This is a genomic window from Pseudomonas sp. 1L-B-1-E-C1 (assembly GCF_057291835.1).
On the sequence record NZ_JBXAWN010000012.1, the window covers coordinates 176,137 to 197,405 of the forward strand.

21 protein-coding genes and 1 riboswitch are annotated in these 21,269 nt (G+C 61.9%); of the genes, 16 read left to right on the forward strand and 5 right to left on the reverse strand.

Annotation, left to right across the window (positions count from 1 at the left end):
* The first annotated feature begins 33 nt into the window (after positions 1–33).
* Entirely contained in the window at positions 34–1,080 is a 1,047-nt protein-coding gene (locus tag AC0Z4S_RS21275; RefSeq protein WP_485624470.1) for an amidohydrolase family protein, read from the forward strand.
* Between the two features lie 138 nt (positions 1,081–1,218).
* Positions 1,219–2,844, forward strand: coding sequence for a methyl-accepting chemotaxis protein (locus tag AC0Z4S_RS21280; protein WP_042607597.1), 1,626 nt, complete (start codon positions 1,219–1,221; stop codon positions 2,842–2,844).
* A 165-nt stretch (positions 2,845–3,009) separates the two neighbouring features.
* Here AC0Z4S_RS21280 and AC0Z4S_RS21285 read toward each other — a convergent pair whose 3' ends face one another.
* Genes AC0Z4S_RS21285 through purM form a run of 3 tightly spaced genes read right to left on the reverse strand, consistent with a single transcriptional unit; the run spans position 3,010 to position 5,440 of the window.
* Positions 3,010–3,723 (reverse strand): DUF3108 domain-containing protein, encoded by a 714-nt coding sequence (locus AC0Z4S_RS21285; RefSeq protein ID WP_016773693.1) that lies wholly within the window; start codon positions 3,721–3,723, stop codon positions 3,010–3,012.
* A gap of 8 nt (positions 3,724–3,731) precedes the next feature.
* A complete protein-coding gene (gene purN, locus AC0Z4S_RS21290; protein WP_485624471.1) occupies positions 3,732–4,382 on the reverse strand; it encodes a phosphoribosylglycinamide formyltransferase in 651 nt (216 codons plus the stop codon).
* Entirely contained in the window at positions 4,382–5,440 is a 1,059-nt protein-coding gene (gene purM, locus AC0Z4S_RS21295) for a phosphoribosylformylglycinamidine cyclo-ligase (protein ID WP_128613558.1), read from the reverse strand. The genes purN and purM overlap by 1 nt, the downstream gene beginning before the upstream one ends.
* A gap of 373 nt (positions 5,441–5,813) precedes the next feature.
* Here purM and AC0Z4S_RS21300 point away from each other — a divergent pair, with 373 nt between their 5' ends.
* The 5 genes from AC0Z4S_RS21300 to AC0Z4S_RS21320 all read left to right on the forward strand — a co-directional run bounded on the left by AC0Z4S_RS21300 (position 5,814) and on the right by AC0Z4S_RS21320 (position 10,453).
* Positions 5,814–6,872, forward strand: coding sequence for a DUF2066 domain-containing protein (locus tag AC0Z4S_RS21300; protein WP_485624472.1), 1,059 nt, complete (start codon positions 5,814–5,816; stop codon positions 6,870–6,872).
* A 34-nt stretch (positions 6,873–6,906) separates the two neighbouring features.
* Positions 6,907–7,980, forward strand: coding sequence for an AI-2E family transporter (locus AC0Z4S_RS21305; RefSeq protein ID WP_485624473.1), 1,074 nt, complete (start codon positions 6,907–6,909; stop codon positions 7,978–7,980).
* A gap of 207 nt (positions 7,981–8,187) precedes the next feature.
* The gene (gene hda, locus AC0Z4S_RS21310; protein ID WP_007919828.1) at positions 8,188–8,892 is read left to right on the forward strand and encodes a DnaA regulatory inactivator Hda; all 705 of its coding nucleotides are present in this window, start codon (positions 8,188–8,190) and stop codon (positions 8,890–8,892) included.
* A 191-nt stretch (positions 8,893–9,083) separates the two neighbouring features.
* Positions 9,084–9,701: a C40 family peptidase gene (locus AC0Z4S_RS21315; RefSeq protein ID WP_016773699.1), complete on the forward strand. Its 618-nt coding sequence runs from the start codon at positions 9,084–9,086 to the stop codon at positions 9,699–9,701.
* Between the two features lie 215 nt (positions 9,702–9,916).
* Positions 9,917–10,453, forward strand: a complete 537-nt coding sequence (locus AC0Z4S_RS21320; protein ID WP_485624474.1) for a C40 family peptidase — start codon at positions 9,917–9,919, stop codon at positions 10,451–10,453.
* Positions 10,454–10,586: 133 nt separating this feature from the next.
* On the opposite strand, the gene AC0Z4S_RS21325 is transcribed toward AC0Z4S_RS21320, so the two are convergent.
* Together AC0Z4S_RS21325 and AC0Z4S_RS21330 are read right to left on the reverse strand one after the other, a co-directional pair.
* The gene (locus tag AC0Z4S_RS21325) at positions 10,587–11,900 is read right to left on the reverse strand and encodes a PQQ-dependent sugar dehydrogenase (protein WP_485624475.1); all 1,314 of its coding nucleotides are present in this window, start codon (positions 11,898–11,900) and stop codon (positions 10,587–10,589) included.
* A gap of 66 nt (positions 11,901–11,966) precedes the next feature.
* Complete coding sequence (locus tag AC0Z4S_RS21330) at positions 11,967–12,551, reverse strand: hypothetical protein (RefSeq protein ID WP_485624476.1); 585 nt, start codon at positions 12,549–12,551, stop codon at positions 11,967–11,969.
* Positions 12,552–12,712: 161 nt separating this feature from the next.
* A riboswitch (cobalamin riboswitch) is annotated at positions 12,713–12,941 on the forward strand.
* Positions 12,942–13,023: 82 nt separating this feature from the next.
* Between AC0Z4S_RS21330 and cobO the strand changes: the two genes are divergently transcribed.
* From cobO to cobC, 9 genes are all read left to right on the forward strand, one after another.
* Positions 13,024–13,635: a cob(I)yrinic acid a,c-diamide adenosyltransferase gene (cobO, locus tag AC0Z4S_RS21335; RefSeq protein WP_485624477.1), complete on the forward strand. Its 612-nt coding sequence runs from the start codon at positions 13,024–13,026 to the stop codon at positions 13,633–13,635.
* A complete protein-coding gene (locus AC0Z4S_RS21340; RefSeq protein WP_485624478.1) occupies positions 13,632–15,014 on the forward strand; it encodes a cobyrinic acid a,c-diamide synthase CobB in 1,383 nt (460 codons plus the stop codon). Before cobO ends, AC0Z4S_RS21340 begins: the two co-directional genes overlap by 4 nt.
* Positions 15,011–15,661, forward strand: coding sequence for a 5,6-dimethylbenzimidazole synthase (gene bluB, locus AC0Z4S_RS21345; RefSeq protein WP_485624479.1), 651 nt, complete (start codon positions 15,011–15,013; stop codon positions 15,659–15,661). The genes AC0Z4S_RS21340 and bluB overlap by 4 nt, the downstream gene beginning before the upstream one ends.
* The gene (cbiB, locus tag AC0Z4S_RS21350) at positions 15,658–16,566 is read left to right on the forward strand and encodes an adenosylcobinamide-phosphate synthase CbiB (protein ID WP_041479543.1); all 909 of its coding nucleotides are present in this window, start codon (positions 15,658–15,660) and stop codon (positions 16,564–16,566) included. The genes bluB and cbiB overlap by 4 nt, the downstream gene beginning before the upstream one ends.
* Positions 16,559–17,551: a threonine-phosphate decarboxylase CobD gene (cobD, locus tag AC0Z4S_RS21355; RefSeq protein WP_485624480.1), complete on the forward strand. Its 993-nt coding sequence runs from the start codon at positions 16,559–16,561 to the stop codon at positions 17,549–17,551. The genes cbiB and cobD overlap by 8 nt, the downstream gene beginning before the upstream one ends.
* Positions 17,548–18,999: a cobyric acid synthase gene (locus AC0Z4S_RS21360; protein WP_485624481.1), complete on the forward strand. Its 1,452-nt coding sequence runs from the start codon at positions 17,548–17,550 to the stop codon at positions 18,997–18,999. The genes cobD and AC0Z4S_RS21360 overlap by 4 nt, the downstream gene beginning before the upstream one ends.
* A gap of 123 nt (positions 19,000–19,122) precedes the next feature.
* The gene (cobU, locus tag AC0Z4S_RS21365) at positions 19,123–19,644 is read left to right on the forward strand and encodes a bifunctional adenosylcobinamide kinase/adenosylcobinamide-phosphate guanylyltransferase (RefSeq protein ID WP_485624482.1); all 522 of its coding nucleotides are present in this window, start codon (positions 19,123–19,125) and stop codon (positions 19,642–19,644) included.
* Positions 19,641–20,696 (forward strand): nicotinate-nucleotide--dimethylbenzimidazole phosphoribosyltransferase, encoded by a 1,056-nt coding sequence (gene cobT / locus AC0Z4S_RS21370; protein ID WP_485624483.1) that lies wholly within the window; start codon positions 19,641–19,643, stop codon positions 20,694–20,696. Before cobU ends, cobT begins: the two co-directional genes overlap by 4 nt.
* Complete coding sequence (gene cobC / locus AC0Z4S_RS21375) at positions 20,693–21,268, forward strand: alpha-ribazole phosphatase family protein (RefSeq protein ID WP_485624484.1); 576 nt, start codon at positions 20,693–20,695, stop codon at positions 21,266–21,268. The genes cobT and cobC overlap by 4 nt, the downstream gene beginning before the upstream one ends.
* The last annotated feature ends 1 nt before the right edge of the window (position 21,269 follow it).

A 21,269-nucleotide genomic window follows, 5' to 3' on the forward strand; every position in this document is an offset into this window, starting at 1 on the left:
ATGAACCCTTGTCGTCAGGGCGCGGTCTAGGCTATGCCCATCTGCCGGAGATTACTTGTGTCCTTGTCTCGTCTGAGTCTTGCCTGTCTGCTGCTGTTCGTTGGCAGTGCCGGCGCCCGCGAATACACCTACAGCGATGCGCACCTGCATTACGTGGATTTTTTCCAGGAAAGCGCCGGCATGCAGAAATTGCTTACTGCCATGAAGGAAAACTCCATCGAGCACGTAATGATTTCCGGCATTCCCGTGGCGAAGAAATGGCATGAAGACGAACCCAAGCGCCCGCGGTATTACGCCGGTGATGACGCTGATGCCTATTGGTACAGCGCCACTGATGTGATCATTGCCGACGCGGTGCAAAAACTCGCGCCAGAGCAACGCCAGTACTTTCATCCGTTCCTGTCTGGCTTCAATCCCAACGACAAGAATTCCGCCGCGCATATCCAGCGCATGCTCGATCTTTATCCAGGGCTGTGGCAGGGCATCGGTGAAGTGTTCACCCGGCACGATGACCTGACGGCGCTGACCGCTGGCGACACGCCGCGAGCCAACAACGAAGCGATGACCAAGATCTATCACCTCGCCGCTGAGAATGATCTGCCGGTGATGCTGCATTCCAACATCACCTCCAAGCGTGAGAAAAATCCGCTGTACCTGAAGGAAGTCGAAGAGCCGCTGCGTAATCACCCGCACACGCGATTCATCTGGGCGCATGCCGGCACCAGCGCCGAGATTCATCGGCATCAAACCCAGTTGCCGTTCTTGTTGCCCACCCTGACGCGCATGCTAGAGGCCTATCCGAATCTGTGTATCGACCTGTCGTGGAGCATGCTCACGCCGTATCTGCTGGACGAGCAGGGCAAGCCGCGTGCGGAATGGTTGGCATTGGTTGAGAAATATCCCGAGCGCTTCATGCTTGGCTCTGACGTGGTAGGACGATTCAACAAGCTCGGTAAGGAAATGCACAGCTACAAGCCTTTCCTCGATGCGCTGCCGGAGGCGGTTGCACGCAAAGTCGCAAGAGATAACTTCCTGGCGATATTGCCACGCAACGCAAGCCAACTCGCTGATCAGCGCTGAAGCGTCAAAGCCACGGGTTCGAACTAGCCACTCGTCTGCCTATCGCCTTTTTGTCTTACGCAATTTCAGCGCAATGCCGATACCTTCTAAAGCAACCCGCTGCAGGCTGATGCAGCGCTTTTGGAAGGAGCCAGAGTCATGAATATCCGTAGTCTCAATATTGCCCCGCGCGCCGGTCTGGGTTTCGGCCTGCTGGCGTTGATGGTGTTTGCCCTTGGGGCGTTCGCCTTGCTGCAAATGTCGAACATGCGTGCGCAGTCCGATGAAGTCGACAACAACTGGCTGCCCAGCGTGATGGCGGTCGGGGAAATGAGTCAGGACATGCTGCGTCTGCGCGCATTGACCATGCGCCTGTTGCTCAACCGTGACCCCAAGGCACTGGAGCAGAACGTCGCCAAGCTCAACGAACTGCGCAGTGGCTTGAGCGAAGCGCAGCAGCGCTATGATCGGTTGATCGCCTTGCCTGAAGAGCGCGCGCTGTTCGATCGCTTCAAGGTTGCCGAGCACAAATACCTCGAGCTGCAGGCACAAGTCCTACAGCTCTCGGCGCAGAATCGGGTCGCTGAGGCCTCGGCGATTCTCAATGATCAGATGAGTCCACTGGCCGATGAGATTGCTGTGACTCTGCGTGATCTGGTCGAGATGAATAAGCACAATGCCAACCTGGCCACCGAGGCTGCACGCTTGGTGTTCAGTCAATCGCGGGTGTGGGTCGGGGTGATGATCGCCATGGCCGCACTGATCACCATTGGCCTGGCATTGCTGCTGACACGCAGCATCGTCGTGCCATTGTCGCAATCGCTCAGCGTGGCTGAAGTGGTGGCCAGCGGGGATTTGACCGGTGACATTCACATCGCAGGCAAAGACGAACCGGCGCGCTTGCTGCAAGCGCTGAAAAGCATGCAGCACAATCTGCGCGACACGATCCGGCGTATCTCCGAGTCGTCCACGCAACTGGCCTCGGCGGCCGAAGAACTCAGCAGCGTCACCGAAGATGCCACTCGCGGTCTGCACCAGCAGAGCCAGGAAATCGAACAGGCCGCCACTGCGGTCAACCAGATGACAGCGGCGGTGGAAGAGGTGGCGAACAATGCTGTCGCCACGTCCGAAGCATCCCGCGAATCCGACCGCATCGCCCGGCAAGGGCGCGAGCAGGTGCAGCAGACGGTGACGTCGATCGAGTTTCTCGCCGGTGACGTCACCAACAATGCGGCCCAGGTCGAGGCGTTGGCACAAAAGGTTCATGGCATCAGCAAAGTGCTGGATGTGATTCGCTCAATTGCCGAACAGACCAATCTGCTCGCCCTCAACGCCGCGATCGAAGCGGCCCGCGCCGGCGATGCCGGGCGTGGCTTTGCGGTGGTTGCCGATGAAGTGCGCGCGCTGGCTCATCGCACTCAGCAGTCGACTCAGGAAATCGAGCAGATGATCGGCGGGATCCAGCAGGGGACCGATTCGGCTGTCAGCTCAATGCAGCAAAGCAACGCACGGGCGCGTTCGACCCTGGAATTAGCCAAGAGCGCCGGTTCTGCTCTAGAGGAAATCGCTTCGGCGTTTACCTTGATCAACGAGCGCAACCTGGTGATCGCCAGTGCCTCGGAAGAGCAGGCCGCAGTGGCGCGCGAGGTGGATCGCAATCTGATGAATATTCGTGATCTGGCGATGCAGACCTCGGCGGGGGCCAATCAGACCAGCGCGGCGAGTCAGGATCTGTCGCGCCTGGCGGTGGATCTGAACGGGATGGTGGCGCGGTTTTCTGTCTGAATCAGCAGGCGACGAAATCCCTGTAGGGGCTGCGGCACGCTGCGATCTTTTCAAGATCAAGATCAAAAGATCGCAGCCTCGTTTCACTCGTCAGCTCCTACAGGGGCGAAAGCTGCGGGCAAATAAAAGCCCCGCATTCGCGGGGCTCGTTGTTCTTACGATGGGTCAGCTGCCTTTGACAGTCTTGCCGTTGACCGTGCCGTCCTGAAGCATGATGTTGTACTCCTTGCCGTCAGTCTCGACCTGTTGCAGGCGCACCAGCAGGTAATCCCAATCCTTGGCGAACCACAGCACGGTGATGCGCTTGCTTTGTGTCGGGTCGCGCACGCGTTCGACCTTGATCGCGTCGATCTGGCCGGCCTTGGTGTCGACCTTCTCCGAACCCAGTACGCGGAAGTCGTAGGTATCGACCTCGCCATCATCAACCACCTGATAGCTCATGCTTTTCTTGCCGGCGGCGACGTCATGTTGCAGCGCCAGCTGGTAGGTCGACTTGTCGACCATGCCACGGTTCAGCGGGATCTTCACCGCGTCGCCACGGTCGGTGCCGGTCACCAGTTTATTGGCCCAGTCGAAGTCCAGATCAGCCTTTTTCGCTTTGCCCAGACCACCGCGTTCGAAGTGGTAGGACTGCGGCAGCAAGGTGTCCTTGTCCAGCTTCAGGGTGCTTTCTTCGGTCAGGCTGGCGATCATCATCGAGGCCTTGAAGCTGAGTTTCCAGACGCCGTTGGCTTCCTTGGTCAGGCTGCGTTCGGCGGTGCCGCTCATGGGCAGCTGCTTCCAGTCGGCGGTGTAGCTGGCGGAGAACGGTTGAAGGTCCGCTGCCTGCGCGAAGGGCAGGGCGAGCAGAGCGCAGGCGAAGAGCAGGGCGCGACGCATAATATCTCCTAGTTTCGAATCAAGTGGCCGCTGGCGGCGAGTAGCTGGCCGTCGAGTAAAGCACCCTGGTCTCCGAGTGTCAGTCTGCCTTCGGCAAACCAGCGTACCGCCATCGGATAGATCAGGTGTTCCTGAACGTGGACTCGTTGCGCCAGACTCTGCGGCGTGTCGTGCAACTCTACCGGTAATACTGCCTGTACGACCAGTGGTCCGCCATCGAGTTCCTCGGTGACGAAGTGTACGGAGCAGCCATGTTCCGTGTCGCCGGCCTCCAGCGCGCGCTGATGAGTGTGTAACCCTTTGTATTTGGGCAGCAGCGACGGGTGGATGTTGAGCAGGCGACCATGATAGTGGCGAACGAAATCAGCGCTGAGAATGCGCATGAAGCCGGCCAGTACCACGAGTTTCGGGTTGAATTGGTCGATCAGTTCGATCAGCGCGGCATCGAAGGCCTCGCGGCCCTCGAATGCCTTGTGATCCAGCGAGCGGGTGGCGATACCCGCGTCGCGGGCGCGTTGCAGGCCGTAGGCGTCAGCGCGGTTGGAAATCACCGCAGCGATGCGGACCGGGCTGTCGCCGGTCCGCGTGCTGTCGATCAGAGCCTGCAAGTTACTGCCGGTGCCGGACAACAGCACCACGACATCACAGGGCTTTGGCATCAGTGAGCCTTGAGGTTCTTCAGCTCGACCTGCGCAGCGCCTTCAGCGGCCACGGCGATCTGACCGATGACCCAAGGCTGCTCGCCGGCGTCACGCAGGGTGTTCAGGGCAACTTCAACGTGCTCCTGAGCCACGCAGATGACCATGCCGACGCCGCAGTTGAGCACGCGGTGCATCTCGGTTTCGTCAACGTTGCCTTTCTCTTGCAGCCAGTCGAAGACGGCCGGGCGAGTCCAGCTGGCCACGTCAACCACAGCCTGAGCGCCTTTTGGCAGTACGCGCGGGATGTTGTCGAGCAGGCCGCCACCGGTGATGTGGGCCATGGCTTTGACGGCGCCGGTGTCTTTGATCAGCTTGAGCAACGGTTTGACGTAGATGCGGGTCGGGGCCATCAGCAGATCGGTCAGCGGTTTGCCGTCGAGCTGGATGTTTTCGATGTCGGCGCCGGAGACTTCGATGATCTTGCGGATCAGCGAGTAGCCGTTGGAGTGTGGGCCGGACGATGGCAGGGCGATGAGGGCGTCACCGGTGGCGACTTTCGAGCCGTCGATGATTTCCGATTTTTCCACGACGCCGACGCAGAAGCCGGCCAGATCGTAGTCTTCGCCTTCGTACATGCCTGGCATTTCAGCGGTTTCGCCGCCGACCAGCGAGCAACCCGACAGTTCGCAGCCAGCGCCGATGCCGGTGACAACCTGGGCAGCGGTGTCGACGTTCAGTTTGCCGGTGGCGTAGTAGTCGAGGAAGAACAGCGGCTCGGCGCCGCACACCACCAGATCATTGACGCACATGGCGACCAGGTCGATGCCGATGCTGTCGTGCTTGTTCAGGTTCAGCGCCAGACGCAGCTTGGTGCCGACGCCGTCGGTGCCGGAGACCAGCACCGGCTGCTTGTAGCCGGCCGGGATTTCGCAGAGGGCGCCGAAACCGCCCAGGCCGCCCATGACTTCCGGGCGCGCAGTGCGCTTGGCGACGCTCTTGATGCGTTCGACCAATGCTTCACCGGCGTCGATGTCTACACCGGCGTCCTTGTAGCTCAGGGAGGGTTGCTTGCTCATGATCCAGGCCTTTAGGGGAGGGGATTCAGGGGGTAACGACCGAGTTCAGCGGGAACATCGAACTCAATGGGCGATCGCCTCACGCGAGTTTCGAGGGGCCCGGCTGTTGCCGGTCTGCGAAGGCGCGCGATTTTATCAGGCTTGAGGGGCAGCGGCCATCCTCGCACCGACGGGCAGGGCCATATCGGCGGAAATTTTTTGCAATCGCTGCGTATGACTGCCTGTATAAGGTGTGGCGATTAACCGTCTATCGTTAGAACTGTGCAAAAACTTACCGCCACCGTGTGAATGTTTTGCGAGAGCTGGGGGTCACAGCCTTGCTCAAACGGTTCACGCGGCGTGTTCCAGCCGCTCCTGTCGACGGGAATTTTCCATGCGTTTTTGTAAATTATTGTTTGTAGGCTGCCTGACACTGGTCAGCCTGGCGAGCCATGCCGAAAACCTCAAAGGCCTGTACCAGGTCCGTCAGCCGGTCAGCGGCCAGGCTGCGGAAGAGCGCGATCGCGCCACGCAGGCAGCGCTCGATACCCTGGTGCTGCGCCTGACCGGCGACCCGAAAGCCGCGCAGAATCCGGGACTGGCGCCGATTCGCAAGGATCCGCAGCAGATCATCAGCCAGTTCGGTTTCGATGCCGGCCCCCCGGAAGTGCTGAAAGTCGACTTCGATCCGGCAACCACCGAGCAGGCCTTGCGCCGGGCCGGGTTGCCGGTGTGGGGCGCCAGTCGGCCGTCGATCCTCGGCTGGTGGCTGAACGATTCGACTGAAGGTGCAAGTCTGGTCGGTGATGGTCAGGCCGCAGCCTCAACATTGCGCACAGCCGCGCAACATCGCGGTTTGCCGCTGCGTTTGCCGCTGGCTGATCTCAGCGAGCAACTGGTGGCCACCGCGCCGGCGCTGGAAAGCGCTGATCCCGCGACCCTGCGCAGTGCTTCGGAACGCTACAACGCTGACGCCCTGCTCGCGGTGCACGCCCGCGAAGAGGGCGGGCAGTGGCAGGCCAAATGGCGCTTGTGGCTGGGTGATCAGAAAGAGGCCGGCAGCGTGCAGGGCGCCGACCAGGCTGCCGTTGCCGATGCGGTGATGCTGGCGGTGGCCGAGCGGCTGGCGCCGCGATTTGTCGCCAAGCCCGGCGCATCGGGTCAGCAGACGCTGGAAGTGCAGGGCATGAATCTGGAGCATTACGCGGCGCTGCTGCGGTTACTCGAACCGTTCGGTGTGCGTCTGCAAAGCGTACAGGGCGATCGCATCGTCTATCGGGTCAATGGCAGCGCCGATCAGTTGCGCGCGCAATTGTCGCTCGCGAAGCTGCAGGAGTTGCCTGCCGAGGCGCCGGCTCCATTGGCACCTGTGCAGCCAGCAGTCGAGGGTGCGCCTGCGGTTGCAGCGCCAACCCCGGCATCGGTGGCACCGTCGTTGCGGTTTCGCTGGTAAGTCTTTCCTTATATAGAAGCATCAGGAGTGGTAAATGGCCGATACGCGGCGTTGGTTCTGGCTCGGTGGGGTAGTCCTGCTTTGCGCGTTTGTATGGTTGCTGCACCCGATCCTCACGCCGTTTCTGGTCGCGTTGTTGCTGGCATATCTGTTCGATCCGCTGGTGGATCGTCTGGAACGGCTCGGTTTGTCGCGAACCTGGGGCGTGATCGCCGTGTTTGCCTTGTTCACCCTGATCGTGACTGCGTTGATGCTGGTGCTGGTGCCGATGCTCGCCAAACAGTTGCTGCGCTTGTATGAGCTGGCGCCGCAAATGCTCGACTGGTTGCAGCACACCGCTGTGCCGTGGGCGCAAGCGAAATTGGGTTTGTCGGACGGTTTCTGGAAATTCGACAAGGTCAAAGCCGCGATCAGCGAGCACATGGGTCAGACCACCGACATCGTCGGCGTGGTGCTGAGTCAGGCGACGGCCTCGAGCTTGGCACTGATCGGCTGGCTGGCAAATCTGGTACTGATACCGGTGGTGAGCTTCTACCTGTTGCGCGACTGGGACGTGATGATGGCTAAGATCCGCAGCCTGCTGCCGCGTGATCGCGAAGAGCGCGTGGTGGCGCTGGCGGGTGAGTGCCACGAGGTACTCGGCGCATTCGTGCGTGGCCAGTTGCTGGTGATGGTTGCGCTGGGCGTAATCTACGCCGCTGGTCTGATGATCGTCGGCCTCGAGCTGGGGCTGTTGATCGGCCTGATTGCCGGGCTCGCCGCGATTGTGCCGTACATGGGTTTCGTCATTGGCATCGGTGCGGCGCTGATCGCCGGGTTGTTCCAGTTCGGTGGCGATCTGTACCCGATGGTCGGGATTGTCGCGGTGTTCATGGTCGGTCAGGCGCTGGAAGGCATGGTGCTGACGCCGTTGCTGGTGGGGGACCGTATCGGTCTGCACCCGGTGGCGGTGATTTTCGCGATTCTCGCGGGTGGCGAATTATTCGGGTTCACCGGCGTGCTGCTGGCGCTGCCGGTGGCCGCGGTGATCATGGTGCTGGTGCGGCACGTCCACGTTCTGTACAAGGATTCCGGGATCTACAGCGGCGTCGACGAACCCGAGCTGTAACGAAGCAGGGCGGCCCGGCGCTTCGCCGGGCTGGCCTGTGGCCTGCACGCGAGGGCGCCAGAGAATCCTTCACAAAACCGGTGCGTCAACGCAAACCTTTGATTTTGCTTGGAGTCTGTCGCATTGTGCGCTCAGCCTCACGGGTATAAACTTCGCCAACTTTACACAGAGGCCACTAACGGTTCCTTTGAGAACTGTTCAGTCAGCATGAAACCGATTCAGCTGCCCCTAGGTGTGCGTCTGCGTGACGACGCCACCTTCATCAACTACTACCCAGGCGCCAATGCCGCTGCACTCGGCTATGTCGAGCGTCTCTGCGAAGCCGACGCCGGGTGGACGGAGAGCCTGATCTACCTGTGGGGCAAGCACGGCGTCGGGCGCACGCATCTGTTGCAGGCCGCGTGCCTGCGCTTCGAGCAGATGGGCGAACCGGCGGTATATCTGCCGCTGGCTGAGTTGATGGATCGCGGCGTGGAAATCCTCGACAACCTTGAACAGTACGAACTGGTCTGCCTGGATGATTTGCAGGTGATCGCCGGCAAGGCGGACTGGGAAGAGGCGATGTTTCATCTGTTCAACCGTCTGCGTGACAGCGGCCGGCGCCTGCTGATCGCCGCCTCCACTTCACCGCGCGAATTGCCAGTGAAGCTGGCTGACCTGAAATCACGCCTGACCCTGGCGCTGATCTTCCAGATGCGCCCACTTTCCGATGAAGACAAATTGCGTGCGTTGCAATTGCGCGCCTCGCGTCGTGGTCTGCACCTGACCGATGAGGTTGGGCACTTCATTCTCACTCGAGGCACGCGCAGCATGAGCGCGTTGTTTGATCTGCTTGAGCAGCTCGATCAGGCTTCTCTGCAGGCGCAACGCAAGCTGACCATTCCCTTTCTCAAGGAAACCCTGGGCTGGTGATAGTGGGCTTTTGCCAGCTTTCAGGCGCCAGAAAACCCTGTTCCAAGGGTCGCTTCACCGGCCAGGCGGATTAAGCGCTTAGATGTAAACGCGAAACCGGGAAGTCACATAAAGTTCGATTGAATTTGCAAATGAGGACGATAGCGGGCATAGTCTCGGCTTCTTTACAACTACCAGCCACGGTCGTGCCCATGCTAAAGCGCTTCGCACCCCTCGTGCCTCTCGCACTCGTTACCCTGTTATTCGGTTGTGCTGCTCATTCTCCGGTTCAAGAGCCGCCGCAACAGGTCAAGAATTCTGCTACTGCCCAGTCCTCCGTTATTTACCAGGAAGAGCTGGACACCGAAAAAGAACTCAACCAGTTCAACGGCAGCAAGCCTTATCAGCTGCCTGTGCTGGCTGACAGCATCCTCGAACGCGGCATGTCCCTGATCGGTACCCGTTACCGGTTCGGCGGTACTTCTGAAGCCGGCTTCGATTGCAGCGGTTTCATTGGTTACCTGTTCCGCGAAGAGGCGGGCATGAACCTGCCTCGCTCCACTCGCGAAATGATCAACGTTGACGCGCCGCTGGTGTCGCGCAGCAACCTTGAGCCGGGTGATCTGCTGTTCTTCGCAACCAATGGTCGTCGCGGTCGTGTCAGTCACGCCGGGATCTACCTGGGCGACAACCAGTTCATCCACTCCAGCAGTCGTCGCAGCGGCGGTGTTCGCATCGACAGCCTGGGTGACAGCTATTGGAGCAAGACCTTCATCGAAGCCAAGCGTGCACTCGCCATGGCGCCGACCGTGGTCACCGCTCGCAAGTAAGCCCGATGTCGCTGCGTTCGCGGCGACAAAACGGTCCGGCAACGGAGTAGACCTAAACTTTACAAGGTGAAGTTAAAGTCTTACTTGAAGTTTGCCGCGTAGCCGCTAGAATCCTGAATCTATATTGATGGCAAACCGCCTGCGTGATGACGCAGGCGGTTTTGTTTCTGTCCATTCGGCAGAGAAAGCCGCAGCCAGATCAGGATGTTCTGCTTATGACGATGTCGGCCCGCCTCACCTTGATCCTTTGCGCCGCGCTGCTCAGCGCCTGCGCCAGCCGTACACCGCCGCCAGCCCCCGTGGTTCGCGCGCCGATCGTGTTCGGTCCTTCCCAGGCTTTTTCCCCCGTTGCTGAAGATGTGCTGTTCCGTGCCTTAGGCCTGGTCGGTACGCCATACCGTTGGGGCGGCAACACGCCGGATTCCGGTTTCGATTGCAGTGGCCTGATCGGTTTCGTCTACCGCGACGCTGCGGGGATTTCGCTGCCACGCTCGACCCGCGAAATGATCGTCATGCAGGCGCCGAATGTTGGCAAGGAAGGCTTGCAGACCGGCGACCTGATCTTCTTCGCCACCAATGGCGGCTCGCAGGTCAGTCATGCGGGAATTTACGTAGGTGAGGGGCGCTTCGTGCATGCACCGGCCACGGGCGGCACGGTCAAGCTCGACAGCCTGTCGAAGACTTATTGGCAGAAAGCCTATTTGAGCGCCAAGCGAGTGTTGCAGCCGGGGCAGTTGGCGCATAACCCTTAGTAAAGGCAACACAAAGACCAATGTGGGAGCGAGCTTGCTCGCGAAGGCGGTGTGTCATTCAATTCAATATTGACTGATCCGACGCTTTCGCGAGCAAGCTCGCTCCCACAGTTGTTATGTGTCGAGCGGTAAGTTATTTGGCAGAAGACACTCGCCAAATTTTGTTCCCGACATCATCCGCCACCAGCAAGCCACCTTGCTGGTCGATCACCACGCCCACCGGGCGGCCCAATGCGTTCTCGTCCTTGTCGAGGAAGCCGGTCAGCACATCCACCGGTTGCCCGGTCGGTTTGCCGCCAGTGAACGGCACGAAAATCACCTTGTAGCCACTGTGCGGTTTGCGGTTCCACGAGCCGTGCTGGCCAATGAACGCGCCTTCCTTGAATTGCGCCGGCAGGCTGTTGCCTTCGGCGAAGGTCAGGCCCAGCGAAGCAGTGTGCGGGCCAACGGCGTAATCAGGCGCGATGGCCTTGGCCACCAGATCGAGGTTCTGCGGTTTGACCCGCACATCGACATGTTGTCCGTAGTAGCTGAACGGCCAGCCATAGAACCCGCCGTCCTTGACCGAGGTGATGTAGTCCGGCACCAGATCGCTGCCGATTTCGTCACGCTCGTTGACCGCCGTCCACAGTGCGCCGCTGGTGGGTTCCCAGGCGAGGCCATTGGGGTTGCGGATGCCCGATGCGAAGATCCGGTGATTGCCGGTTGCGCGATCGACTTCCCAGATAGCCGCGCGGCCTTCTTCCTGATCCAGACCGTTTTCGCCGACGTTACTGTTCGAGCCAACGGTGACGTAGAGCTTGTTGCCGTCCTTGCTGGCGATGACGTTTTTGGTCCAGTGGTGATTCAACGTGCCACCCGGCAGGTCGACGACTTTGATCGGCTGGGTCTTGATCTCGGTCGCGCCCGGCTCGTAGTTGAAGCGCAGCAGGCGATCGGTGTCGGCCACGTACAAGTCGTTGCCGACCAGTGTCATGCCAAACGGCGAGTTGAGGTTCTGCAGAAACACCGTGCGGGTTTCTGCGACGCCATCGTGGTCGGCGTCACGCAGCAGGGTGATGCGGTTCGGGCTCGGCACGCCAGCGCCGGCCTTGCCCATGACCTTTTTCATCACCCAGCCGCGAATGCCTTTGCTGTCATCGGGCTTGGGCGGGGCGTTGGTTTCCGCCACCAGTACGTCACCGTTGGGCAGCACATACAGCCAGCGCGGGTGATCGAGGCCTTCGGCAAACGCCGCGACCTGGGTGCCGGCCACTGCGGTCGGCTTCGCGCCGTCCGGCCAGCCCACCGCCGGGGCGATGTTCACTGTCGGGATCAGCGTCTTGTTCGGTTCGGGCAGTTTCGGTGACGGGCCGGTGCCGTCAGAGACTTGCAGGCTGGAGGTTTCACCGCAGGCGGCGAGCCCGCCAGCGACGGCGATGATGAGAGCGAATTGGGCCTTGCGCATTGCTGATCTTCCCTATGAATGCATTCCTAATCATAGAGGAGGGCGCAGCCCCGATGGTTCAACTGCTCAGCCGCGGGCTTCTTTGAACAGCACGGCGATGCCCGGATGATAGTTGCCCGCTTCGCTGCGAAACTTGCGATAGGCATAGGGGAAATACCAGGCCACGGCGCAGGTGTGCTCTTTTTGCAGGTCGTCGACCATATCCTGCAGCTCTTCGGGACTGGCGCTGTGCTGGGTTTTTTGCGGGGCAATGAACAGGCAGCCGAGCTTGAGATCGCTGGCGTAGCTGATGCGCTTGGCATCAAGGGTGATGTCGAGCAAGGCCTGGCTCAGGTTGAGGTTGTTGACCCGTGGCCAGCGTTGCGTGGCCTGAATGAACGCGCGGTCTTCGCTACCGGCAATCAGCAGGTCGGCGCGGGCATTACGCTCGCCTTCTTCGTTCTGTTTGCGTGTAGCCGTGTCGCTCAACGTCACCATTTCAGCCATCCACGCCGCTGCCGAGAGCAGGCCGAGATTGGCTTTTTCGTCGTGCCAGTAGGGCGTGTCGTTGTCGCCGCGCACGCTGTTGTAGCGATCGATACAGTCAAACCAGCGTTCCAGCACCGGGCGCAGGAATTCCAGGCGCGGGTTGCTGATGATCATGCCTTGCATCGTCGTCATCCTTATTGTTGTTGTAGATGTTTCGAGAAAACATGGCTCTTTGATATCACTTGTCACAGTTTGGCACAAGGTTGCCGCTGGACAATTAATCAGCGGCACTTATTCGCGCTCGAGACGCCTGTTTAATTGACGCTCCATCCCCAACCCTCTAACCTTCGCCGCTTGTTTCAGGTGCTCTGTGACCCAGTGTCGACAGAGTGAAACAGGGAAGCCGGTGAGGGTGGTCTTCAAGCGAAGCCACGACGATCCCGGCGCTGCCCCCGCAACGGTAAATGAGTGAAGACTGCGCCTTGAGCCACTGCCTCGAAAGAAGCGGGAAGGCGCGCAGTCCGGCAGATGCCGCTCATGAGCCCGGAGACCGGCCTGATCCATCTCAGCGGCATCACGGTGGGCGATGCCAGGCTTTTTGCCGTCTATTCTTGTGCCTGCCCGCCGTTATCCAGCCTCAACGGAGAGCTCCCCCATGACTGATTCCCCCGAGCACGACGAACGCCATCTGGCGCGCATGCAGCGCAAGAAAGCCGTGATCGACGAACGCATCGCCAATTCGCCCGACGAGTGCGGCCTGGTGCTGGTGCTGACCGGCAACGGCAAAGGCAAGAGCAGTTCGGCGTTCGGCATGCTCGCCCGTGCCATGGGCCACGGCATGCAGTGCGGTGTGGTGCAGTTCATCAAGGGCCGCAACAGCACCGGCGAGGAATTGTTCTTCCGCCGCTTCCCCGAGCAGGTGCGTTTCCACGTCATGGGTGAAGGCTTCACCTGGGAAACCCAGGATCGCCAGCGCGACATCGCGGCTGCGACCGCGGCCTGGGAAGTCTCCCGCGAATTGTTGCGTGACCCGGCGATCGGACTGGTGGTGCTCGACGAGTTGAACATCGCCCTCAAGCACGGCTACCTCGATCTCGATCAGGTGCTCAGCGATTTGCAGGCGCGCCCGCCGATGCAACATGTGGTCGTCACCGGTCGCGGCGCCAAGCCGGAAATGATCGAGATGGGCGACACGGTTACCGAAATGGGCATGCTCAAGCACGCTTTCCAGGCCGGGATCAAAGCGCAGAAAGGCGTCGAACTTTGAAGCAACCACGTCACTGCCCGGCGGTGCTCATCGCCGCGCCGGCCTCCGGCCAGGGCAAGACCACCGTCACCGCTGCGCTCGCCCGTTTGCATCGCAATCAGGGGCGCAAGGTGCGCGTGTTCAAATGCGGCCCGGACTTTCTCGACCCGATGATTCTCGAGCGCGCCAGCGGTGCGCCGGTGTATCAACTGGACATGTGGATGGTCGGCGAGCAGGAAAGTCGCCGGCTGTTGTGGGAAGCCGCCGCCGAGGCTGATCTGATTCTGATCGAAGGCGTGATGGGCCTGTTCGACGGCACGCCATCCAGCGCTGACCTGGCGCGCCACTTCGGCGTGCCGGTGCTCGGCGTGATCGACGGCACTGCCATGGCGCAGACCTTCGGCGCTTTGGCGCTGGGCCTGGCGAAGTATCAGCCGGACTTGCCGTTCGCCGGCGTGCTGGCCAATCGCGTCGGCACCTTGCGCCATGCGCAATTGCTCGAAGGCAGCCTCACCGAAGGTTTGCGCTGGTACGGCGCACTGTCCCGCGAGACCGGCATCGAATTGCCGAGCCGCCACCTCGGTCTGGTCCAGGCCAGCGAATTGAATGATCTGGATCTGCGTCTCGATGCGGCCGCCGATGCACTGGCCAGCAGCTGCGAAGTCGCGCTGCCACCGGCCGTGGAATTCGCCGCGCCTGACGCTATCGCTGCCGAGCCTCTATTAAAGGGTGTGCGCATCGCCGTCGCCCGCGACGAAGCCTTCGCCTTCACCTATGGCGCCAGCCTCGATCTGCTGCGGGCGATGGGTGCCGAGCTGCAGTTCTTCTCGCCGATCCGCGACACGCAATTGCCCGCTGCAGACAGCCTGTATCTGCCGGGCGGTTATCCGGAGTTGCACCACGTCGCGCTGGCGCAAAACACCTCAATGCTTGCAGCGATCCGCGCGCACCATGCGGCGGGCAAGCCGTTGCTCGCTGAATGTGGCGGGATGCTTTATCTGCTCGATTCGCTGACTGATGTCGAAGGCAGCCGCGCGGAATTGGTCGGGTTGCTCAAGGGCGATGCGGTGATGCAGAAGCGTCTCGCGGCGCTGGCGTTGCAGGCGGTTGAATTGCCGGAAGGGTCTTTGCGTGGGCATACCTATCATCATTCGCTGACCACCACTGAGCTGGCGCCGATTGCCCGGGGCTTGAGCCCGAATGGCGGGCGTGGCGCCGAGGCGGTTTATCGTGAGGGGCGGATGACGGCTTCTTATGTGCACTTTTATTTTCCGTCGAATCCGGTGGCTGTCGCTGCGCTGTTTGCGCCGAACTTTGAAACCGCTATCGCGAGCAGGCTCACTCCTGCAATGGATCACCTGAACCCTGTGGGAGCGAGCTTGCTCGCGAAAGGGCCATGACCGACAACACATTCTCCGAAGCCGAACGCGCTGCGGTCTACAAAGCCATCGCCGAACGCCGCGACATGCGCCACTTCACCGGTGGCAGCGTCGAGCCGCAGCTGCTGCGACGTTTGTTGGAAGCCGCCCATCAAGCGCCAAGTGTCGGCCTGATGCAGCCCTGGCGCTTCATCCGCATCAGCGATCGCGCTTTGCGCGGGCAGATCCGCGATCTGGTGGAAGAAGAACGCATCCGCACCGCCGAAGCTCTCGGCGAGCGCAGCGATGAGTTCATGCAGCTCAAGGTCGAAGGCATCAACGATTGCGCCGAAGTGCTGGTAGCGGCGCTGATGGACGATCGCGAAAAACACATCTTCGGTCGGCGCACGTTGCCGGAAATGGACATGGCCTCGTTGTCCTGCGCGATCCAGAATCTGTGGCTGGCGTCCCGTGCCGAAGGCCTGGGCATGGGCTGGGTCTCGCTGTTCGAGCCGCAGGCCCTGGCGGACTTACTCAAGTTGCCGGCCGGTGCCAAGCCGCTGGCGGTGCTGTGTCTGGGGCCGGTCAAGGAATTCTATCCGGCGCCGATGCTGGTGCTCGAAGGCTGGGCGCAAGCGCTGCCGCTGACCGAGTTGCTGTATGAAAATTATTGGGGAGTGAGTCAATGAGTGTGGCGTTGCTGAGTGTCGCCGCGGTAGCGCTGGATGCGCTGCTCGGTGAACCGAAACGCTGGCATCCGCTGGTGGCATTCGGCAATTTTGCCGGGCGCATCGAGCAACGCTTCAACGCCGGCGGTCGTGGCTGGCGCAGCCATGGTGTGACCGCTTGGGTGCTCGCGGTGCTGCCGCTGACCTTGCTCGCCACGGCATTTTCCTGGGCGCCCTACGTGGGCTGGATCGTCGAGATTCTCGCGTTGTATTGCGCCCTCGGCATGCGCAGCCTCGGCGAGCATGTCGCGCCGGTCGCGGCTGCGTTACGCGCCGATGATCTGGACGAGGCACGCAAGCGCGTCGGCTATCTGGTCAGCCGCCAGACCGATGAGCTCGACAGCACTGCCGTAGCCCGTGCGGCCACTGAGTCGGTGCTGGAAAACGGCAGCGATGCGGTGTTCGCTGCGCTGTTCTGGTTTGTCGTCGCCGGCGCACCGGGCGTCGTTCTGTATCGCTTGAGCAATACCCTCGATGCGATGTGGGGTTATCGCAACGAACGCTTCGAACGTTTCGGCTGGGCCGCGGCGAAAATCGACGACGTGTTGAACTACATTCCTGCGCGTCTGGTGGCATTGACCTACGCGCTGCTCGGCAAAACCCGGCTCGCGCTCAAGTGCTGGCGCACCCAGGCGCCGCAGTGGGACAGCCCCAACGCCGGCCCGGTGATGGCGGCAGGTGCCGGTGCGCTGGGCGTCGAGTTGGGTGGCCCGGCGATCTATCACGGCGAACTGCATGAGCGCCCGCAACTGGGCGAGGGCGCGCCGGCCGATGCCGATTCCATCGACCGTGGCTGGCAATTGGTCCAGCGCGGCGTATGGTTGTGGCTGCTGATGCTTTGCCTGGGGGCGGAATTTTATGCTTGAGCACGGTGGCCGGCTGCGCAAGGCGGCACTCGATTACGGGATTGCCGAGGCTGACTGGCTGGACTTGTCCAGCGGCCTCGCGCCGTGGCCGTTCCCGATTCCGGAAATTCCGCTGCGCGCTTGGGCGCGCCTTCCGGAAACTGACGACGGTCTGGAACAGGCCGCCTGCGATTACTACGGCGCCGCGCAGGTGTTGCCGGTGGCTGGTTCGCAAATGGCCATCCAGCTGCTGCCGCGTTTGCGCCGGGCCGGCAAGGTCGGCGTGTTGTCGCCGTGCTATGCCGAACATTCCGAGGCGTGGCGGCGCAGCGGTTACATCGTCCGTGAAGTGCTTGAGCAGGAGGTCGAGTTCTTTCTCGACAGCCTCGATGTGCTGGTGGTGGTCAACCCGAACAACCCGACCGGCCTGAGCCTGACCCCGGCGCGCCTGCTCGACTGGCATGCGCGGCTGGCGCAACGCGGCGGCTGGCTGGTGGTCGACGAAGCGTTCATCGACAACACACCGCAACTGAGCCTCGCGCCGTATGCGCATCAGGTCGGGCTGGTGGTGTTGCGTTCGTTCGGCAAGTTTTTCGGCCTGGCGGGGGTGCGCCTCGGTTTCGTTCTGGCCGAACGCAAGTTGCTCAAACTGCTCGCCGAACAGGTCGGGCCGTGGGCGGTGAGCGGGCCGACGCGGGTGCTTGGTACGGCGTGCCTGCAAGACACCGAGGGCCATACCCGGCAGCGGATTCGCAGTGACGAAGCGAGTGAACGGCTGGCAGCGCTGTTGACCCGTTGCGGTTTTGCACCGCAGGGCGGCTGCGCGCTGTTTCAGTGGCTGATCACCGAGCGCGCCGAAGCGCTGCACGAATTCCTAGCCCGACGCGGCATCCTCCTGCGCCTCTTCACGCACAACAGCAGTGTGCGCTTCGGCCTGCCTGCCGATGCCGTGCAAGAACTGCGCCTCGAACAGGCTTTGCAAGCTTTCGCCAAGGAAACCCCATGACCACTCTGATGGTGCAAGGCACCACTTCCGATGCCGGCAAAAGCACTTTGGTGACGGCGTTATGCCGCTGGGCCACGCGCCAGGGTGTGGCGGTGGTGCCGTTCAAGCCGCAGAACATGGCGCTCAACAGCGCGGTGACCGCTGACGGCGGCGAGATCGGCCGGGCGCAGGCGGTGCAGGCGCAAGCCGCTGGTCTCGAACCGCACACCGACATGAACCCGGTGCTGCTCAAGCCCAACAGCGACACCGGCGCACAGGTGATCATTCATGGCCGCGCCGTGACGACGATGAACGCCGTTGCCTATCACGATTACAAAGCCATCGCGATGCAAGCGGTGCTCGCTTCCCATGCGCGGCTCAGCGCGGCGTATCCGCTGGTGATGGTCGAAGGCGCCGGTTCGCCGGCTGAGATCAATCTGCGCGCCGGCGACATTGCCAACATGGGCTTTGCCGAAGCGGTGGATTGCCCGGTTTTGCTGATCGCCGACATCAATCGCGGTGGCGTGTTTGCGCATCTGGTCGGCACCCTGGAATTGCTGTCGCCGAGCGAACAGGCACGGGTCAAAGGTTTCATCATCAATCGCTTTCGCGGCGATATCGCCTTGTTGCAACCGGGCCTCGACTGGCTCGAACAGCGCACCGGCAAACCGGTGGTTGGCGTGTTGCCCTACGTGATGGACCTGCACCTCGAGGCCGAGGACGGCATCGACCAACGCCAGACCGACAAGGCCGAGCAGGTCTTGAGGGTAGTGGTGCCGGTACTGCCACGCATCAGCAATCACACCGATTTCGACCCGCTGCGTCTGCACCCGCAGGTCGATCTGCAATTCGTCGGCCCGGGGCAGGCGATTCCGGCCGCCGACCTGATCATCCTGCCGGGCTCGAAAAGCGTGCGCAGTGATCTGGCTTATCTGCGCGCCAACGGTTGGGAAACGGCGATCAATCGGCATCTGCGCTACGGCGGCAAGGTGCTGGGGATTTGCGGCGGTCTGCAGATGCTCGGTGAGCAGGTGCACGACCCGCTCGGGCTGGAAGGCGCTGCCGGCTCCAGCGCCGGTCTGGGTCTGCTGGCGTTCGAAACGCAGCTCGAAGCCGAGAAGCAACTGCGCAACGTGCGCGGGCGGCTGGCGCTGGAAAACGCCGCAGTCAGTGGTTATGAAATCCATGCTGGCGTGACCACCGGGCCGGCGCTGGAAAACCCGGCGGTGCATCTGGACGACGGACGTTGTGATGGTGCGCAAAGTGCAGATGGCCAGGTGTTCGGCACTTATCTGCATGGCTTGTTCGAATCCCCCGAGGCGAGCGCGGCGTTGTTGCGCTGGGCCGGGTTGAGTGATGTGCAAGAGGTCGATTACCACGGCTTGCGCGAGCGCGATATCGAGCGGCTGGCGGATCTGGTGGAAAAGCATCTGGATACCGGGCTGTTGCGTCAGCTCTGTGGGATTTGAGCCAGCCAGGCTGGCGCTATCGCGAGCAGGCTCACTCCTACATTTGAAATGCGTTCCCCTGTGGGAGTGAGCCTGCTCGCGATAGCGCCGGTCGCCTCAATACATAATTTTCAGGATGTTCTCATGCTCCAACTGATCCTCGGCGGCGCCCGCTCCGGCAAGAGTCGTCTGGCAGAAAAACTCGCCAGCGACAGCCATCTCGCCGTGACCTACATTGCCACCAGCCAGCCGCTCGACGGCGAAATGAACCAACGCGTCGCCCATCACCGCGCGCGTCGTCCGGCCGAATGGGCGTTGATCGAAGAACCGCTGGAACTGGCCCGCGTGCTGCGCGAATCCGCTGGCGCCGAGCGCTGCCTGCTGGTCGATTGCCTGACCCTGTGGCTGACCAATCTGCTGATGCTCGACGACGCCGAACGTCTCGCCGCTGAGCGTGAAGCCCTGCTTGACTGCCTGGCCGTGCTGCCGGGTGAAATCATTTTTGTCAGCAACGAGACCGGAATGGGTGTCGTGCCGCTGGGCGAATTGACTCGCCGCTACGTCGATGAAGCCGGTTGGCTGCATCAAGCTCTGGCCGAGCGTTGTCAGCGAGTGGTGCTGACCGTTGCCGGCCTGCCCCTGACTTTGAAAGGACCTGCCTTATGAACCCGACCTGGTGGCTGAACCCGTGCCAAGCCGTGAATGCCGGCATCGTTGCGCAAGCGACCGAGCGCCAGCAGCAATTGACCAAGCCGGCCGGTTCGCTGGGGCGCCTTGAATCGGTGGCCGTGCAACTGGCTGGTCTGCAAGGTCAGCTCAAGCCGACGCTCGATCAAATCTGGATCGCCATTTTCGCCGGCGATCACGGTGTGGTGGCGGAGGGTGTTTCGGCTTATCCGCAGGAAGTCACCGGACAGATGCTGCTGAATTTCGTCAGCGGCGGCGCGGCGATCAGCGTTCTGGCGCGTCAGCTCGGCGCGCAACTGGAAGTGGTTGATCTGGGCACGGTGAATCCGGCGCTGAATCTGTCCGGCGTGCGCCATCTGAACATTGGCCCGGGCACGGCGAACTTCGTTCAGGGCGTGGCAATGACTCAGGCTCAGGGCGAATCGGCCTTGCAGGCCGGTCGCGACAGCGTCTTGCGCGCGAAAGCCGCCGGCACCCAGTTGTTCATCGGCGGCGAGATGGGCATCGGCAACACCACGGCGGCCAGTGCGCTGGCCTGTGCCTTGCTCGATTGCCCGGTGGCGCACCTGACCGGTCCCGGCACCGGACTGAATGCCGCTGGCGTCAGCCACAAGGCGCAAGTTATCGAACGTGCGCTGGCGCTGCATGCCGCGCAGCGTGGCGATGCCTTGCAGACGCTGTTCAATCTCGGCGGCTTCGAGATTGCCGCGTTGGTCGGCGCCTATCTGGCCTGCGCGCAGGAAGGCATCGCGGTGCTGGTCGACGGTTTTATCTGCACGGTCGCGGCGCTGGTCGCGGTGCGCTTGAATCCGGCCTGTCGCGAGTGGCTGTTGTTCGGCCATCGCGGCGCCGAGCCGGGCCATCGCCATGTGCTGGAAACCCTGAGCGCCGAGCCGTTGCTGGAACTCGGCCTGCGCCTGGGCGAGGGCAGCGGCGCGGCGTTGGCGGTGCCATTGTTGCGCCTGGCCTGTGACCTGCACGGGCAAATGGCGACGTTCGCCGAAGCGGCCGTGGCGGATCGCCCGGCATGAGCCTGCGCCTGGACCTGCTGCGCCACGGCGAAACGGAACTGGGCGGTGGCTTGCGCGGCAGCCTCGACGACGCACTGACCGAAAACGGCTGGACGCAGATGCGTGCGGCGGTGGTCGAAGGCGGGCCTTGGGATCGCATTGTCAGCTCGCCATTGCAGCGTTGCGCGCGGTTTGCCGCCGAACTGGGCGAGCGGCTGGAGCTGTCGGTGCATCTCGACAAGGATCTGCAGGAATTGCATTTCGGCGCATGGGAAGGGCAGAGCGCGAAGGCGTTGATGGCGACGGATGCCGAAGCGTTGGGGCTGTTCTGGGCCGATCCCTATGGCTTCACGCCGCCGCACGGTGAGCCGGTCAGCGAGTTTTCCGCGCGAGTGCTGGCCGCGGTTGAGCGGCTGCATGCGGCCTACGCCGGTGAGCGGATTCTGCTGGTCAGCCACGGCGGCGTGATGCGTTTGTTGCTCGCGCAGGCGCGGGGACTGCCGCGTGAACAACTACTCAACGTCGAAGTTGGACATGGCGCGTTGTTTGCGCTGACTGTCGCGGCTGACGGCGCGCTCAAGGAAGGTCACTAAG